The 17,064-nt window shown below is 48.9% G+C and carries 14 protein-coding genes, 1 tRNA gene and 1 pseudogene; 7 read left to right on the forward strand and 9 right to left on the reverse strand.

Annotation, left to right across the window (positions count from 1 at the left end):
* Positions 1-102 precede the first annotated feature (102 nt).
* Entirely contained in the window at positions 103-1,413 is a 1,311-nt protein-coding gene (locus L0156_15115; GenBank protein ID MCI0604327.1) for a nucleotide sugar dehydrogenase, read from the reverse strand.
* 36 nt (positions 1,414-1,449) lie between these two features.
* Entirely contained in the window at positions 1,450-2,076 is a 627-nt protein-coding gene (locus tag L0156_15120; protein ID MCI0604328.1) for an endonuclease III, read from the reverse strand.
* Between the two features lie 156 nt (positions 2,077-2,232).
* Between L0156_15120 and L0156_15125 the strand changes: the two genes are divergently transcribed.
* Together L0156_15125 and L0156_15130 are read left to right on the forward strand one after the other, a co-directional pair.
* Positions 2,233-5,817 (forward strand): diguanylate cyclase, encoded by a 3,585-nt coding sequence (locus tag L0156_15125; GenBank protein ID MCI0604329.1) that lies wholly within the window; start codon positions 2,233-2,235, stop codon positions 5,815-5,817.
* A 14-nt stretch (positions 5,818-5,831) separates the two neighbouring features.
* Positions 5,832-7,580 (forward strand): sulfatase-like hydrolase/transferase, encoded by a 1,749-nt coding sequence (locus L0156_15130; GenBank protein ID MCI0604330.1) that lies wholly within the window; start codon positions 5,832-5,834, stop codon positions 7,578-7,580.
* A gap of 199 nt (positions 7,581-7,779) precedes the next feature.
* Here the strand turns inward: L0156_15130 and L0156_15135 are convergent, their stop codons facing one another.
* Positions 7,780-8,847, reverse strand: coding sequence for an alcohol dehydrogenase catalytic domain-containing protein (locus L0156_15135; protein MCI0604331.1), 1,068 nt, complete (start codon positions 8,845-8,847; stop codon positions 7,780-7,782).
* Positions 8,847-9,986: an ABC transporter substrate-binding protein gene (locus L0156_15140; GenBank protein ID MCI0604332.1), complete on the reverse strand. Its 1,140-nt coding sequence runs from the start codon at positions 9,984-9,986 to the stop codon at positions 8,847-8,849. Before L0156_15140 ends, L0156_15135 begins: the two co-directional genes overlap by 1 nt.
* 119 nt (positions 9,987-10,105) lie before the next feature.
* On the opposite strand from L0156_15140, the pseudogene L0156_15145 reads away from it, so the two are divergent.
* Positions 10,106-10,343: pseudogene (locus L0156_15145) on the forward strand (DUF4160 domain-containing protein).
* The gene (locus L0156_15150) at positions 10,324-10,638 is read left to right on the forward strand and encodes a DUF2442 domain-containing protein (GenBank protein ID MCI0604333.1); all 315 of its coding nucleotides are present in this window, start codon (positions 10,324-10,326) and stop codon (positions 10,636-10,638) included. The pseudogene L0156_15145 and the gene L0156_15150 overlap by 20 nt, the downstream one beginning before the upstream one ends.
* 13 nt (positions 10,639-10,651) lie before the next feature.
* Here the strand turns inward: L0156_15150 and L0156_15155 are convergent.
* Positions 10,652-10,724: transfer RNA gene (locus tag L0156_15155), tRNA-Phe, on the reverse strand.
* Positions 10,725-10,960: 236 nt separating this feature from the next.
* A complete protein-coding gene (locus L0156_15160) occupies positions 10,961-12,589 on the reverse strand; it encodes a S8 family serine peptidase (GenBank protein MCI0604334.1) in 1,629 nt (542 codons plus the stop codon).
* 161 nt (positions 12,590-12,750) lie between these two features.
* Between L0156_15160 and L0156_15165 the strand changes: the two genes are divergently transcribed.
* Together L0156_15165 and L0156_15170 are read left to right on the forward strand one after the other, a co-directional pair.
* Complete coding sequence (locus tag L0156_15165; GenBank protein ID MCI0604335.1) at positions 12,751-13,194, forward strand: peroxiredoxin; 444 nt, start codon at positions 12,751-12,753, stop codon at positions 13,192-13,194.
* On the forward strand, positions 13,191-14,345 hold the full coding sequence (locus L0156_15170; GenBank protein MCI0604336.1) for a DUF1624 domain-containing protein: 1,155 nt from the start codon (positions 13,191-13,193) through the stop codon (positions 14,343-14,345). The genes L0156_15165 and L0156_15170 overlap by 4 nt, the downstream gene beginning before the upstream one ends.
* A 43-nt stretch (positions 14,346-14,388) precedes the next feature.
* Here the strand turns inward: L0156_15170 and L0156_15175 are convergent, their stop codons facing one another.
* From L0156_15175 to L0156_15185, 3 genes are read right to left on the reverse strand one after another with little or no spacing between them, the layout of a single operon-like run.
* Positions 14,389-14,901, reverse strand: coding sequence for a DUF3106 domain-containing protein (locus L0156_15175; GenBank protein MCI0604337.1), 513 nt, complete (start codon positions 14,899-14,901; stop codon positions 14,389-14,391).
* The gene (locus L0156_15180) at positions 14,898-15,425 is read right to left on the reverse strand and encodes a zf-HC2 domain-containing protein (protein MCI0604338.1); all 528 of its coding nucleotides are present in this window, start codon (positions 15,423-15,425) and stop codon (positions 14,898-14,900) included. The genes L0156_15175 and L0156_15180 overlap by 4 nt, the downstream gene beginning before the upstream one ends.
* 50 nt (positions 15,426-15,475) lie before the next feature.
* The gene (locus L0156_15185; GenBank protein MCI0604339.1) at positions 15,476-16,039 is read right to left on the reverse strand and encodes a sigma-70 family RNA polymerase sigma factor; all 564 of its coding nucleotides are present in this window, start codon (positions 16,037-16,039) and stop codon (positions 15,476-15,478) included.
* A 121-nt stretch (positions 16,040-16,160) separates the two neighbouring features.
* Between L0156_15185 and L0156_15190 the strand changes: the two genes are divergently transcribed.
* The gene (locus tag L0156_15190; protein MCI0604340.1) at positions 16,161-17,045 is read left to right on the forward strand and encodes a phosphoribosylaminoimidazolesuccinocarboxamide synthase; all 885 of its coding nucleotides are present in this window, start codon (positions 16,161-16,163) and stop codon (positions 17,043-17,045) included.
* Positions 17,046-17,064 lie beyond the last annotated feature (19 nt).

The following is a 17,064-nucleotide window of genomic DNA, read 5'->3' on the forward strand; positions in this document are numbered from 1 at the left end:
ACTTCTGCGGTTCGGAGTTCCTTTGTTCGATATTCTGCGGTTTAATATCCTTTTGCGAAAATCCTTCTAAAAAAACAAGAAGTTCAACGTCAGTAGTACTCCTCAGAGTTTTACGATACGACACTTATCCGATTTTGTTTTCCGTGTCGCATTCCTTGTATCCACGATCAAACGCGAGTGATCCACAATGAATTGCCAATCGTAGGAGGAATGGTCTGTGATGATCACGGTACAATCGACTCCTTCCAGCAGGGACGCGTCGAGTTCCTCGGTCGTCAGCACCTGCGAATCCATTCGCACGGATGAGATATGGGGATCATGATAAAGAACTTCTGCTTGCTTTTCATAAAGCAGCTTCCAGATATCAAGAGCAGGCGATTCGCGGTAGTCATTGCTGTTTTTCTTGTATGCCACGCCCAAAAGCAAAATGCGTGATCCCTTGATGCTTTTGCTGAAATCATTCAACGCTGCTGTGATTTTGTCGATCACGTAATGCGGCATCGAGGAGTTGATTTCACCCGCCAGCTCTATAAATTTCGCGGAATAGTTCAGCGTTTTCAGTTTCCAGGATAGATAATGGGGATCGATCGGTATGCAATGGCCGCCCAGTCCCGGACCCGGATAGAAAGGCATGAAGCCGAAGGGCTTTGTCGCGGCCGCATCGATCACCTCCCAGGTATCGATCCCGAGTTTGTCGCACATGATCGCCACTTCATTTACCATGCCGATGTTGATGGCGCGGAATGTATTCTCCAGCAGCTTTACCATCTCGGCGGAACGCGCTGTGGAAACGCGCACAACTTTTTCTACAATGGACTGATAAAGCAAATCGGTCAATTCACCGCACGGAAACGACACACCGCCGACAATCTTGGGAGTATTTCGAATATTGTAGTTTTCGTTTCCCGGATCGATTCGTTCGGGTGAAAAAGCTAAAAAGAATTCGATCCCAACTTTGAGACCGGTAGATTCGAGCTCCGGAAGAATGATTTCTTCGGTTGTGCCGGGGTAAGTCGTGCTTTCCAGAATGATCAGTTGACCTTTGTGGAGATACCGCGCGATCTCGCCGGTCGCAGCAAGTATGTAAGACATGTCGGGATCTTTTGTTTTCCGGAGAGGCGTCGGCACGCAGATCACCACAATTTCCGCTTCAATCAAAGCGCGATAATTGTTGGTTGCCGTCAACCTGGGCGCAACCTGGCTCAATTCCTGTTCCTGAACGTCCAGAATGTAGGTCCTGCCTTCCTGTAGCTGCGCGACACGATTGGGGTCATTATCGATGCCAATAACAGGAAATCCGGCTTTCGCAAATTCGATCGCCATCGGCAAACCAACATAACCAAGGCCGATCACGGCAACGCGCGCCGTTCTCTTTTCAATTCGGTCCCTTAATTCTTCGAAATGCTGCCCCATTCTCACCTCATTCGTACCGCGGGCGAGACGCCCGCGTTACCGAAAGCTAATGATTTTAGCACAGTACTTTTCAATGCTGCAGACAGAACATAAAGGACGAATTGGCTTGCAAATATTCTTTCCATGAAAGACCAGGAGATCGTTAATCACGATCCAATCTTTTTCTGCGATCCCCTTGCGCAACGCTTCTTCCGTCTTTTCCGGAGTGTTCGTCTTTACCCATCCGAGCCGGTTGCTGATCCGGTGCACATGAGTGTCCACAGGAATAGCGGCTTTACCGAATGCATACACCAGAACGCAGGACGCGGTTTTTCTGCCTACGCCGGGGAGTTCCAACAAACGTTCCATATCCATGGGAACCTGGCCACCGTAACGTTCCATGAGAATTTTGGAAACCCCGATAATTCTCCTGGCTTTGGTTTTGTAAAACCCCGTTCTTTTCACGAGCTTCTCGATTCTGGCAACTCGCGCCTTTGCAAGACTCTCGCAATCCGGAAAATGCGTGAACAATTCACGCGCCACGATTTCCGTCGTCTCATCCCGGCTGCGAGCACTCAGGATCGTAGCAATCAACGTTTGCCAGGGATCATTCTGGCCGATGTTTCCCAGCATGGTCGATCCGTTCGCGCTTTTGAGCTTTTCCAGAATTCTTTTGTATTGCATAAGTTTCTAATTATAAACTTTATAAACAAAGTAGCGCGGGCCTCTGGCCGGCGTATCCTGCATATTCTCGCAGGCGGGACGCCCGCGCTACTTTGCTATCCTACTAGCTCGCTCTTGAAATCATGTATAATCTTTGTAATTTTCCGCTGGCAATAAATGTTTATTAACAATCCGCGATCACATGATCGCACGCCGGAGCCCGGCGCTCCTTCCGAGATTGAACAACTACGTACGCTTCTGTACACCGATGATCTAACAGGCCTCTACAACCGCCGCTTTTTCAGGCATTGCGTATCAGAACAGAAAAACCAGAGTGACAACGCAAACATACCTTTTGCGCTGCTGATCATGGATGTGGATCATTTCAAACAAATCAATGACACACAGGGACACGCAGTGGGTGACCAGGTTCTCATTCAGGTTGCGGCGACGTTGAAAGAGGAATTACGGGATCGTGGCTGGTTATTTCGATACGCAGGCGATGAATTTGTAGCGCTCGTAAGGAATGGAAATGACGAGTACGTGCGAACATTGTGCAGCCGGTTGCTGCAGAAAGTTGCCGCATTATCCAATAAAGAAGAGATATCCCTCGACATCCTCAGCATCAGCATCGGCTATTCAATCTATCCCAACGATACTCGCAGCATCGGCGATTTACTGGAAGCCGCTGACCGCGCCCTTTATGCAAGCAAACATGCGGGCAGAAATACGATTCATTCCGCGCGCGAAATTAACGCAAAGGAAAAGCACTCTCATGGAAAAGATTGGCCAATCCCGGTTCAGTGCCCATCGTTAATCGGCAGACAGCACCAGTGGAATCTTTTACAACATCACTTTTTCGAGTGTCGAAACGGCCGTGGACGCCTGGTCTTTTTGACCGGCGAAGCGGGTATCGGAAAATCCCGCCTGATCAAGCATTTCGTTCGCAGACAGCGCGCGAGTGATTATCATTTCCTGCTGGGAGAATGTACCGAAGCAACAATCGTCCATTCCTACGGACCACTTCGCGACGCTTTGAAGAAAGGATTTGAGGCCAAAGATCCTGCCACTGTAAATGTGTATAAAGAGCTGGGCGAAGCGTACCGCAAGGTGCTGCTCGATTTGGTGCCTCAGTTCGACCGTTTCGAAAAGACTCCCCTGGTGGTCACTTCTTCTACGGACCGATACTTCATTCTGGAAAGTATCTTTCTTTTGCTACAGGGACTATCCCGTCAATTGCCGACCGTCCTTGTTTTGGAAGACCTCCACTGGAGCGATGAAGCCACGCTCAACCTGCTGCAGTTTCTGGCAAAAAACATTCACAAGGAAAAACTTCTACTGATTGTTACACTTCGGGAAGAAGAGGCTTTGAATTCCATTATCCCTTCGATTCTGCAAAGCATGAGCCGTGAGAATCTTTACGATAAGATCGAGGTAAAACCGCTTTCCTTTGAAGAAACAAGTCTCATGCTTGGTGAAATTTTTCGAGGGTATCCGGTGTCGCAGGCACTTCAGGAATGGATTTACTCTGAAGCGGAAGGAATTCCGTTTTACGTAGAGGAACTGCTCAAACTATTAATCGACGAAGCCTATCTCAACCGGGCTGAAGACGAAATCCGGCTGCGTACTCCCGATAAATTCATCCTACCGTATTCGATTCGTGCTCTCATCCACCGCCGTATTCAGCGGCTGGATGATCCCTCCCGAAAACTTCTTTCACTTGCTGCCATCATCGGTAAAGAATTCAGCCTGGAAACACTGGTTCGTTTGACCGGTGAGAACGAAGGACAATTGCTCGACCTGCTGGAGAATCTGACGCGAATTCAGCTTATTCATGAACAGACCGACCGGGCCATCGAACAGTTTTGCTTTCATCACAACAAGATCCGGGATGTGATTTACGATGAAATAGGTCATGTCCGCAGAAAAAAATACCATCGGGATGTCGCGGGAATACTCGAACAATTGCATGCAAACGAAGTGCAGCTTTATGCAGAAGATCTTGCCTACCATTTTGAGAATGCCGAGGAACCGGCAAAAGCCGGCTACTATTCGCTGATTGCCGGAAAGAAAGCCTTGCAGATTCACGCTTATCTGGATGCCTTCCATCACTTCCACCGGTGTTTTGAATACTCGAAACGGGAACAGCAGGATCTGTCAAATATTTTCACAGAAGATATGCTGGTTGAACTTTATACACAACAGGGAATGGCGTTGGAAGCACTGGGACGATGGGATGAAGCGGTGCAGTCATACGAGCTGCTCTTCCAGATGCCGGGCAACGAACAATCTGCTCCCGTTCATGTGGATGCATGGAACCACTTAAGCCGGGTGTTTTACAAACGGGAAAACTTTACTAAAGCGCTGTCGCTTTCTGAATCGGCTTTGAAAGAGGCGGAGCGACAGCAGTACAGGCCCGGGATCAGCGCAAGCCACCAGAATGTGGGAAGGATCTACTGGCGACTCTCGCAATACGACAAAGCTCTACATCACATGAATGCTGCTTTAGCTATGATCGAAGGAGAATCCGAAAACGAGAAGAGATCGAAACTGCTGAACAGCAAAGGAATCATTTTGCTGGAACAATCCTTGTATACAGATGCTCTGATGGCGTTTCAGGAAGCGCTGCTTCTCGCGCAAAAAGAAGATCATCGCATCGGAATGATAGAGAGCCTGGTCAACATGAGTTTGATTGAGCATTTGCTGGGGAAACTGCACGACGCGAGACAGAGAGTGATCCGCGCGTTCGCGCTTGCGCAGGAATCTGCAGATCCAATCAGCATCGCAGCCTGTTCGGTAAACCAGGCGGAACTGGAATTTAAGCTCGCTAACTATGAGCTTGGCAATCGTCTCAATGAAAAAGCTGGAAAAATTTACGAAGAGCTCAATCACAGTCACGGTATTACGTACTTTCTGGAAAATCAGTCGCATCTTTCGATGGTGCAGGGACACCTGGAGCACGCGATGGAAATCGCGCGGCACGCCTCCACTCTTGCGTCCGAAAGGGGATTAAAGAAACGCCGTCTGGAATTATTGCGGATTGAAGCAAACCTCCATTACTTGATGGGACATTACGAAGACGGATTCCGATTGCTCGATCAAGTGACTTTAAAGAGCCAGGAAATTGGAGATCTGAATAGCGAAGCCGATGCGCAATTCAGGAAAGGGCTCTATTTTATGCGCTTGAACGATCTGAAGCGCGCATTGCCCTACTGGCCCCTGCTGATGAATCTTCCTGAAGACCGGCTTTCTGCCGAACTTGCATTCTTGAAAGTGTCAGTAAAGGCTTTTCATGCCTGCGCTGAACATAGGGAGCAAGAGCTGCAGAGTCTTCAGCGTGAAATGAAACAATTGTCTGAAGCAACCGATTACGCATATTTAATGATCGGCACTCCAATGATATGCGTTCATCAAATGGAGCATTTGAATCGTCTACCGGAAGCTTTGCGTTTTGCAGAAGATGCAGAAAGACAGGCCCTGTATTATAACCAGGATGTGTGGCTACCGCGGGTGCGCATCAAAATTTTCGAACTACAGAAAGTGCTCCGGCGTCCTCCTGCAATTCCAAAAGTCTACGAACTTCTGGACATGGCCAAATTGCAGGGCCAGAATCACATTGTTCACAGTTGTTATCAGTTGTTGTGGGAAATAGATCCACGATTTGAAAGCTTGCAAAAAGACTGGAGACATCACTGGGAAAATTGGAAGACCCAAATACCGGAACAATACCGGGAATCACTCCGACCCGCCTTCGAAGATTAACGGAGCGCAGGCTTATGGAGCGCGGGCTTCCAGCCTGCATGCTCCTCCTTTCACTCCTTCTATCCTTTTGCAGCAAACCACAGGAAAAACCTCCGACTGTCCTTCCGGCCATCCGTAGTGTGCTAATTGTGACAATCGATACGTTGCGCGCCGATGCCTTGTCCATTTACGGAAATCGCGCGCGTTCTAACTTCTTTGAGAACTTCGCTTCACAATCCATTGTGTTTGATCGCGCGTTCACACCGGTTCCGATCACGCTCCCGGCTCACACCTCCTTATTTACCGGTCTCTATCCCCCCGCGCATGGAGTCCGAAACAACGGCACTTTTCGCGCATCCCAGGAATTGCATTTGCTAGCTGAAACAGCACAGCAAAGAGGAATGTCAACTGCAGCTTTTCTGGGCGCGTTCCCGGTGGCTTCGCAATTTGGATTGAATCAAGGTTTTCAGACATACGATGATACTTTTTCCTCCGCTCACGAAAGCACGACGTTCCTGTATGCGGAAAGGAGCGCCGAACAAGTTCGACTCAGTGCGCAGTCCTGGTTCTCTTCTAACGGAGCAAAACCATACTTTGTTTGGATGCATCTCTTCGACCCGCATCATCCCTATCTGACGCATGACCGGTCCACAAATCCTCCCTATCTGCAGGAGGTCCTGTATGTCGACCAGCAGCTCGGCTTGTTCTTTGATTTCTTGAGAGCCCGTAACTTACTGGCAAACACTCTCACAATACTTACCTCCGATCATGGTGAAGCGTTTGGGGAGCATGGAGAAGTCAGCCACAGCATCTTTGTGTACAACACAACTCTCCACGTGCCCCTGCTCCTTGCTGCGCCTGGCTTCGAGGCGCGGAGATGCGGCGACGTTGTGCGTTTGATAGACATTTATCCGACAGTGTTCGAGCTCATGAAGTGGCCTGCTTCGAATAAAGTAGATGGGCGTTCGCTGGCACCGCTCTTACGTAGAGAAACCCTACCGCCTGCTGAGAGCTATGCAGAAACGCTCGCGCCGGCACTCGATTTCGGCTGGAGCGCACTGTTTTCGATTCAGGACAACAATAGAAAATACATACAGGCCCCGAAACCGGAGCTGTACAACCTCGATCAGGATCCCAAAGAAGATAGAAACCTGATTGGAACAATGGCGGTAGATCAGTACCGTTCGAGAATTCAAACGATTCTGGAACGGAAGATGACAGCTGTTTCAGCCCCCGCGTTGTCAGAGGAAGATCGCGAGAAGCTCGAAAGCCTGGGCTACGTCACCTCCGGCAGTCAGAAGTTGCAAAACAGCGGAGTCGATCCAAAGGACCGAATTGAAGTGGCACGACAAATCGCAAATCTGACCATCCATGACAGTTCGCTTGAAGAAAAAGCAAAAGCTTACCAGAAACTTGTTCGCGCGGAGTCATCCAATCCGCTGCTGCTTTTGCGTTACGCAGAAATTTTGCTGAAGTTGCAACGCTTAACGGAGGCCGGCGCAATATTCAAGAAAGTAATCGCTCTGGAATATTCTTCTGCGGCGGCCTACAACGGACTTGCGTCTGTTTATTTTCAACAGAACAGGATCACACAGGCCAGGGAAATATTGGAACGGGCTGTAGAGAAAGAACTGGCAGATGGCGAGACATATTACAACCTGGCTGAATTTTACCTGGCTCAGGGAGACCAGGAAAGAGCCCTTCGTTCCTATGATGCGAGCATCCAGTTTGAATTTCAGCCTGCTATTTCCCGGAAGGCCTGGTTGTTGGAAAATAACCCGTAACGGCAGCGCATTTGCCATAGAAGTGAACAGACTCCCTACTTCAAGAAGTCTGAACCAGCACGAGCAAATCGTCGTCGAGCAAATGCTCTGCATATTGGGACGCAAGCAGAGCATTTTCACACCTATAACAATTTCGCGTGGGGATTCACGTTGGATTACCGAAGATGTGCCTACAAGTTGGATGAAAAATGCTCTCCCACTACGGCTTCAGCAAAACTTTTATCGCGTTGTCCTGCCGTTTCGCAAACAAATCATAACCATGAACCGCATCGGAAAGAGGCAGAATGTGCGTGATAATGCTCGTTAGAGGGACCCGATTTCCCAAAACCAGCGGCAAAAGTTTTTGCATGTATTTGCGAGCGCTGCAGCGGCCGATTTTGAGGGTCAAATTCTTTGTGTACGCCTTTTGAATCGGAAAGGGGTAAGTGCTTTGTGTGTGATAGCCCGCGATGGATACAACTCCCGCAGGACGTACAACGTGAATGGCCAGGTCCAATGCAGAAGGATGACCGACAGCCTCCAGGACAGCGTCTGCTCCCCTTCCATCAGTTAGCTCTTGCACCAGCTTTAGCACATTCTCCGGTTTCGGATCTACCGTGATTGCGCCAAACTCGCGCGCCTTTGCTACACGATAATCAATGGAATCCACCGCGATAATATTTGCCGGCTCAAAAAGTTTCGCAGCAAGGATGCAAAGAAGTCCAACTGGACCGCATCCGACAACGACAACCGTGTCCCCCTTTTGAATCGCGCCCCCTTCGGCTGTGGAATAAGCAGTAGAAAAAATATCACCAAGAAAAAGCGCGTCTTTATCGGACAGCGCAGAACCATCTGTTCGGTTCGCAGGCAATGCTAATAGTGTAGAAGGAGCAAAAGGAACGCGCACAAGCTCGGCTTGAGACCCTTCCAGACCATTTCCCTCTTCTGAAACAAAGCCGAAACAGAAAGAGCGAACACAACGCGCCGGTATGTTTCGTTCGCAGTAAAAACATTTCCCGCAATTCACGCTGAACGGCGACAACACTCGATCCCCGCGCTTCATGCCCTGCACCGCGCTTCCGGTTTCTTCCACGATCCCGACAAATTCGTGTCCCATGATCGTTCCCATTCGAATCCCGGGATCTCGGCCCTGCACAATGTGTAGATCCGAGCCGCAAATGCCCGCGAGCGTGACACGCACCAGCGCATCCTGAGGGTCCTGCAAAACAGGATCCGGAGTCTCTTCCAACTGAACTGTTCCAATCTCTTTTAAAACAACCGCTTTCATCATTCACCGCCGGCCGGCATTAGTTTTTGAAAAAGAACAGGTTTCTGATTTTCAATTTTTATGAGCATCGCCGGCTTGAGCGCATTTCGATTTGCATCTATTGTAATTTTACCGGTTACGCCTTCAAAATTTTTGGTTCCTGCCAGCGCATCGCGAATCTTCTCCGGTTCAGTAAAGGAAGATCGCATCATTGCATCGGCCAGAATTCTAACCGCATCATAGCCGAGCGCTTCCCCCATGGATGGATTTCCTTCATAGCGTTTTCCAAAAGCGGCAACAAAGTGCTGCACCTCAGGAGCTGGATCTGATGGCAAAAAATGCGTGACAAAATAAGAACCGTTGAGCGCCTCACCACCGATATCCCACAGCTGCGGCGAATCCCATCCATCCGATCCGAGGACGGTGATCTTCGAACCGGCCGCGCGGAGCTGGCGCAAAATCAAACCGGTTTCGTTGTAATAGACCGGCAGAAAGAGAATGTCAGGATTTGCTTTTTGGATGTTCGTCAATTGCGCGGAAAAATTTGTATCCCCGGCGCTAAAGGATTCCCATGCTACCATCCGAGCTCCCAATTTTTCTGCCGTGGCTTTGAAAACTTCGGCTAGACCTGTGGAGTAATCACTGCCAACGTCAAAGAGCGCCGCCACGGTTTTTGCTTTTAGATGTTCAGCGGCAAAGCGCCCCATGATTTCACCTTGAAAGGGATCGATCCAGCAAACACGAAAAATAAAATCGCCGCATTGCGTGACTTTAATGTTCGTTGCGGTGGGCGTAATCATGGGAATTCGGTGTTGTTGACAAACAGGCGCGCCGGCCAAACAGCTGGAAGAAGAAGGATCGCCCAGAATCGCAACAACACGGTCCCGCGTAATCAATCTGCTCACCGCGCTCTGCGCTTCTTCAGGATTCCCCCGGTCATCTTCCACAAATAACCGCAATCGCTTCCCTTTCAAACCGTCACGATTGATCTCTTCGATTCCCAATTCAATCCCTCTTCGAACCGTGTTCCCAAAAGAAGCCATATTGCCGCTCAGCGGTCCGTAAAAACCAACCGGTATATCAATCGACTTTTTTGGATCAGAGGAACAAGCTGCAAGTAAAAGCAAAGTGTAAACGCAAAAATACTTAAGGCGAATCATCTGAGTTCTGGAAGAAACCGCACCAATCAATGGGCAACATTATATCTGAACTTGTTTGTTATTCCCTGCAACGTCTCTTTGTTTGACACCCTTGATCGAGATGAATTACATTGTCCATGATGCCGACCATTCTTCGAGATGGACCATATCGGCTTTTCTTTTATGCTAATGATCGAGACGAACCTTGCCCATGTTCACGTGCAACGAGAAAGCAAAATAGCGAAATTTTGGCTCGATCCGGTAAGGCTTGAACGCAGGGGAGGATTCAGTCGGGCGGAAATAACACGAGTTCAAAGACTCGTTGAGGAAAAGGAAGACATTTTGCTTCGAGGTTGGAATGAGTACTTTGTTGAATGAGATTCAGCTCGCAAGGGCGAAAAGTGTGTCTTTAAGTGATGATTCATTAATCGTTGACCTTACGGATGGACGAACCATTTCTGTGCCTCTGGCCTGGTATCCTCGGCTGGTTCACGGCTCTCCTAAAGAACGCAACCATTTGGAAATAATCGGCAATGGCCAAGGCATTCACTGGCCAGACCTCGATGAAGATCTAAGCATTGAAGGATTGTTACTCGGAAAAACATCCGGTGAAAGCCAGCGTTCTCTGCAGAATTGGCTAAAAAAACGCAATAAGCAAAAGCGCAAAAAGTAGATGTTGAGCAGAGTGCCGGGAGACGGAATCGAACCGCCGACGCAAGGATTTTCAGTCCTTCGCTCTACCGACTGAGCTATCCCGGCATTTTTTGGAAAATTTCACCGCAGAGTACGCAGAGGACGCTGAGGAAAAACAACTCATAAATTTTACTTGGCGGTCTCTGCGTACTCTGCGGTGAATAAGCGAAAACTATAGCATTAATGAGCGCGCAAAAAAATAGGGCTTCGGATTGCTCCGAAGCCCTAGTTAGGCCTATTAAGAGGGGACTCAATTCATAAAATAGGTCTGCTGCAACAGGGTGTCAAGTGAAAGGCGAAACTTAATCGCGGTCGGCGGAAATATCGAGCAAATAGGGAGTAAATCCTCCCTGTCCTGTCACACGAATCGTGTAGACACCCGTGATCAGAGGCTTAAAAGTGATCGCTTCTTGTCGTGAAAAATTATTCTGCGTAGCAACGACACTGTTGGTTGGTGACACTAATTCCATGACAAGGCCCGTTCCTGAAATATTGAAATTGTAAACGACAGCTGTAATCGCGATATGGTGCTTGATGTCCGTCACGTTAAAAGTGTAAGAATGTGTTTGATTGGTATCGATCGAAGTTTTTACGAACAAGACCTTTGGCACATCAGGCGGATCCAAATCCTCGGTAATCGCGGCGGCTTTCGTGATGGCGTCATAGGCCTGTAAGCGTCCACCACCCGCTTCATTATTCTTGGCGCCTGGCGCCCAGTTCTCTGCGCCACGAATCAGGATCCTCTTGATGCGTCTCGGTTTGAGCCCAGGGTTGGCCTCCAGCATCAGTGCCACGACTCCTGCGACAAAAGGAGACGAAAAGCTTGTGCCGTTAAATCCACGATAACCACCACCCTTGTAGTAAGTAGTATGAATCCGGACGCCGGGGCCCCAGAGATCGGGTTTTGTTCGACCATCGGCTGTCGGACCGCGACTGGAGAATGCTGCAAGAGCGAATCCGCGTTCTCCAAGATCGGAGCCTGCACCCACTGTAATTACTTTTGTCGCGGCAGAAGGTGAACCAATCGTTTCACTATCCGGACCATCGTTGCCGGCAGCTACGACTACCACGATACCCGATGATACTGCCCGGTTGGCTACCTCGGAGGTTGCGTCGTCTCCTGCGGAACTGCCCGGAATGGCGAGACTCAGATTTAGAACGCGAATGTTAAACTCCACCCTGCGATCAATCACCTCATCAATGCCGGCAATCACATCGGAAATAAATCCACTCCCTTGGCTGTCCAGCACTTTTATCGATACCAGGGCTGCCTGCGGGGCAACACCCGCGTATTTCTTCTTGCCCTTGCCTGAGCCCAAAACGATTCCCGAAACAAGCGTACCGTGACTGTTATCATCGTAAGGTTTGGATCGGCCGTTGACGTAATCATTCCAGTAAAGCACCTTGCCTTTTAGATCCGGATGATCGTCCGCCACTCCGGTATCCAGTACTGCAACGACAATGTCGTTCTTGCTGTAATTCCCTTTGATTCCGTCTGCATTGCCGGTATAACCAAATTGTGATTTGATCGCGTCGACACCAAATGAATCACGCGCGGTATCCATCGTAGCTTTCACTCTCGAATCAAGTTCAATATGCTTAACCCATGGATCCGTCTTTGCTACTTCTATTTGACTCGCAGTCATGGACAAGGAAACGGCCGGTATGTTGCGGTAAGAATACTTGATTTTTTCAGGCCGGATATGATTGAGACGGGCAGCAAAAGTGCCGGCAACCGGTGTCTCTTCTCTGTACAAGATCACAACAGGTAAAAGTTCATGTGATTTTGCTTTTTGCATTCGCTCCCGCAGATTCTCGAAAATTCGATCGCCGTCGCGATCGTAAATCCTCTCCAGTTTCTTGGTTTCACCTGCGGACGCCAGTAACGTCCAGGCAACGCAAAATAGAACAAAAAAGAGTGTACGTTTCATTATTTCTTGACCTTCCAATTAGTTACTGTTCGTAGTGACGAATTTATCACTATACAAATAGCGACTGAAGTCGCCATTACAAACAGAATCAATAATACATGCAAATGGTTTCGATGTGCCAGCTTATAGTGTAAAGTGACTAGTGACTAGTGGAGGATGCCATGAAATTATTGGAAGTCGGCCAAAAAGCTCCCGATTTCACGGTGCAGGATCATACCGGGAAAGAAACGTCTTTATCCGATTTTCGTGGGAAAAAAGTAGTCCTGTGGTTCTATCCCAAAGCGGACACCGCTGGATGAACCGCTGAAGGAACCGGGTTCCGGGACAAAATTGAAGATTTTGAAAAAAAGAATGTTCAGATTCTGGGTGTGAGTTTCGATACCGTAGAAGATAACGCTGCATTTGCAAAGAAGTTCACATTCCCTTATCCGCTTTTATGCGATACCTCTCGCCAGATTGGGATGGCTTATGGAGCCTGTGAATCGCTTGATGCGGAATACGCAAAACGGATCACGTATGTCATCGATCCTCACGGGAAGATTGATCAGGTCTACGGCAAAGTGAGCGCAGCAAAACATCCGGAAGAACTGTTGCATACATTATGAGCACCAGCCCTCCTGCGGGAGGGACCACCAGGCGCCTGCTATTTATAGACATGTTCCGCGGGCTCGCTGTCCTGGTCATGATCGAAGGGCACGTTTTCAATTCCACTATTCTCCCTGCCCTGCGGCCAACGAAACAGTTCCACTATCTGGATTTGCTTCATGGAATGATCGCTCCTTCCTTTATTTTCATTTCCGGCTTCGCATTTGCTCTGGGTTTGGAACGAAAATGGGATAGCTTTCTCCGTTTTGAAAAGCCATTCTGGATGCAAGTTCGTAGGCTGCTTTTCGTTCTCGCAGTTGCCTACTGGCTTCATCTGCCCGCCTGGTCATTTCAAACACTCCTGCATTCCACACGGGAAACAATTTATTATTTCCTTCGCTGCGATGTGCTGCAATTAATTGCGCTGTCCCTTCTCTTTTCACTGCTCCTGTGCGTGATTTTGCGAAATCAAAAGCTTGTCGTCTTCAGCCTGCTGATTCTTGCTCTGATCATTGTTTTTGTGACTCCCTTTGTCTACTACGTCGATCCGCGCCTGTATTTCCCGTTTCCCCTTTCGGACTATATCAATGCATTGCATGGCGCTTTGTTCCCCCTTTTTCCGTGGGCAGCTTACTCGTTTGCCGGAACCTGTCTTTGCTGGATCTATCTGCGGGTGCAAAATACAGACAAAGAGAAACGCCTTTTTGCGGTGCTTGCGATCACCGGGATCATTCTATTTATCGGAGCGTTTATCCTCTTTTATGCGCCGTGGCAATACTACAAGTATGTGGATCCGGCGCGTTCCAGCCCGCGTCATTTCATGATGAAGATCGGATTTATTCTCTTCACACTTGCCTGCATCTGGTACTATGAGCAGAAACAAAAGCCTGAAAAGTCGATCCTGAACAAAGTAGGGCAGGAATCACTTTTAGTCTACGGTTTGCATCTGGTGCTTGTTTACGGTGCTTCCTTCATGCCGCATCACCTTTCCAAAGATGTTGGCAAGGTTTTCACATTTGCTCCCGCTTTTGCGGTTAGTTTTGGCCTGATGGGCTTGATGATCGCTGCCGCGCTGCCATGGAACTGGCTGAAATCAAAGCATCCTGCGGTCGCCAAACGCATTTTTTACTTAGCGTGCGCCGTTTACTTCATAAAATTCTTTGTGATCTGAATTTCACCGCAGAGGACGCTGAGAGCGCTGATTAAAAAAGAATTTAATCCACTCTGCGTTCTCTGCGATCTCTGCGGTGAAACAAAAATTCCCTCAATGCATCGCGTTGGGCTTCATTCAGTCTCGGCCAGATGGGAGATTTTTGAAGCTCCAATTCGCGCTGTTCCGGCGGAAGATTTCTCATGCGAAGCAATCTCTGGTTGAACATTCTCTTCTTTCGAAAAGGAAGTCGATGATAAAAACGGACAAATTTCCGGATTGCCTCACGCTGCTCACGCGAAAGACTCTGTAAGAACTCGAATTTTTTGCGAAGATTTTCCTTTCTCTCTGCCGGTAAATTGTGGAACCGTTTCGCCATCTGAAAGAATTCTTTTCGCTGTTCGGGTGTCATCTTTTGAAGCTCAGAGAAGCTTCGTTTTAATTGATCTTTGCGTTCCTGAGGTAGCTTCTGCCACTTCTTGAAATTTGACTGCCACTTTTCATCCCGTACGACCTCTTCCGCGAATACAAATCCGGACAGCAAACAAACCAAGAGCAGACCGGCCACGAATTTCATTCCGTCTCCTCAGTAGCCGCCATCACAATGGCTAGATTGAGATTGTCCAGGTTTTCCATCTCTCGAATCAACTCCATGTTCTCCAGATCATCCAGATACGCGATCAGTTCCGGATCCTCCACCGGCTCCGGCTTAGGAGACGGCGCAGGAGTAACGGACTTCGGAGTTTGCGGCGACTCTTTCACGGGCGGTTTATCCGCGACCGGTGGAGGCTCCGGTGCTTGTTTTTGAAGGGAGAGTAAAAATGCAAAGAAGGCAACGATGGCGGCAGCAAGAAAAAGCACGATCCGTTTGTAGCGCGGACGTCCCGTCCGCGACTGATCAATGCGCCACAGCACGCCGTCCAAGAATTCCGGATCGGGCTCGAGTTCTTCTTCCACCAGAAGCGCATCCAGTCTTTGCAACCGCTGCAATTCGTCCATGCATTTCCTGCACGAAGCAATATGCTCTTCCACCCTTTTTCGTTCAAACTCTTCAAGCTCATCAGACACGTACGCCGAAAGTTCCACTTCTAAATGCGGCATTTGAGAATTCCTATCGCTCAAGTAGATGAACCCCCGTAAAAATTCATTTGTTACACAAACTCCTTCAACTGCTCCATTAACGCCAGTCGGGCGCGATGGATCCGGACCTTTACGGCGCCAAGGGAGATTTCAAGAACTTCCGCAACCTGATCGTAAGACAGGTGATTAAATTGATGCAAGATTAAAGGCAATCTTAACGACTCCGGAAGGTGCCGGATCGCATCCCGGATCTTCTTCTTCCGCTCCGTCCGAATCATATCTTCTTCCGGGCTCTCTTTAGGATTCGTGAAAAAAGATGGATCGATCTCAGAGTCCATATGTTGGTCCAATCTGCCCTCACGGCTGCGGTAATTTGAACAAACATTTCTGACAATTGTAAAAAGCCATGTAGAAAAACGCGCCTCCGGTTTGTATGCGGGCGCGGCGCGATAGACGCGAACAAAAACATCTTGAGCCAGTTCTTCCGCAACGGCCGGATTTCCGGTGTAGCGAAAAGCTGTGTTGAGAACGGTCTTTTGATATTTCGTTACGAGAAGCTCAAAGGAAGGGCGATCTCCCTTGACAACACGAAGCATCAATTCCACATCCGGATCATCCCGGTAAGAATCAGCCATTTTTCTTTGCGATTCGACTCTCACCGATTATACTTTCCATTCTCACTCGTAGGGGCGACCCTAGTGGTCGCCCGTTTACGGGCGGGGACAAGCCCCGCCCCTACCAAAAGGAGACCCATTTATGAGCACGGTTGTTGAAACATCCATATCCGAATATCCCTTAAAAGGTCGCGGAAAAGTTCGAGACATCTACGATCTGGACGATTCCTTACTGTTCATCGCATCCGATCGAATTTCCGCGTTCGACTATGTGTTACCCAATCCAATACCAGACAAAGGAAAAGTATTAACCCAGATTTCTTTGTTTTGGTTTCATTACCTAAACGAAATCGTCAACAATCACGTGATTACTGCTGACTTCAAGGAGTTTCCCGAGCGGCTTCAAAAGTACCCGGAGCTGCAGGGCCGGGCTATGATTGTGAAGAAAGCGAAAATGTTTCCTGTCGAATGCGTGGCGCGAGGTTATCTCTCGGGATCCGGATGGAAAGAATACCGGGAAACGGGAGCCGTTTGCGGAATCCGTTTGCCGGCCGGACTACGGGAGTCTGATGCCCTGCCTGAGCCGATTTTCACTCCAGCAACCAAGGCGGAAACAGGGCACGATATCAATATCGGCTTCGAACAAGTTGTATCCATTCTTGATGAAAAGCAAGCTCATGCTCTGCGCGATTTGACCCTCCATATTTATAAGCGCGCATCCGATCATGCATTGCAGCAGGGAATTATCATTGCCGACACGAAGTTCGAATTCGGTATCTATGAGGGCAAAATCATCTTATGCGATGAAGTCTTGACTCCCGATTCCTCCCGGTTTTGGCCAAAAGATGATTACCAGCCGGGCCGCGGGCAAAAGAGCCTCGATAAACAATATGTCCGCGATTATCTGGAAAAAATCCGGTGGAATAAGCAGCCTCCCTGCCCTGACCTGCCTCCAGAAGTGATCCAGGAAACCTCCCGCAAATATCGCGAGATCTATCGCAGGATAACGGGTCAGGAATTGCCCTGAGTCCTCGACGACAATCAGC

The sequence above is a fragment of the bacterium genome, from assembly GCA_022616075.1.
GTDB lineage: Bacteria > Acidobacteriota > HRBIN11 > JAKEFK01 > JAKEFK01 > JAKEFK01.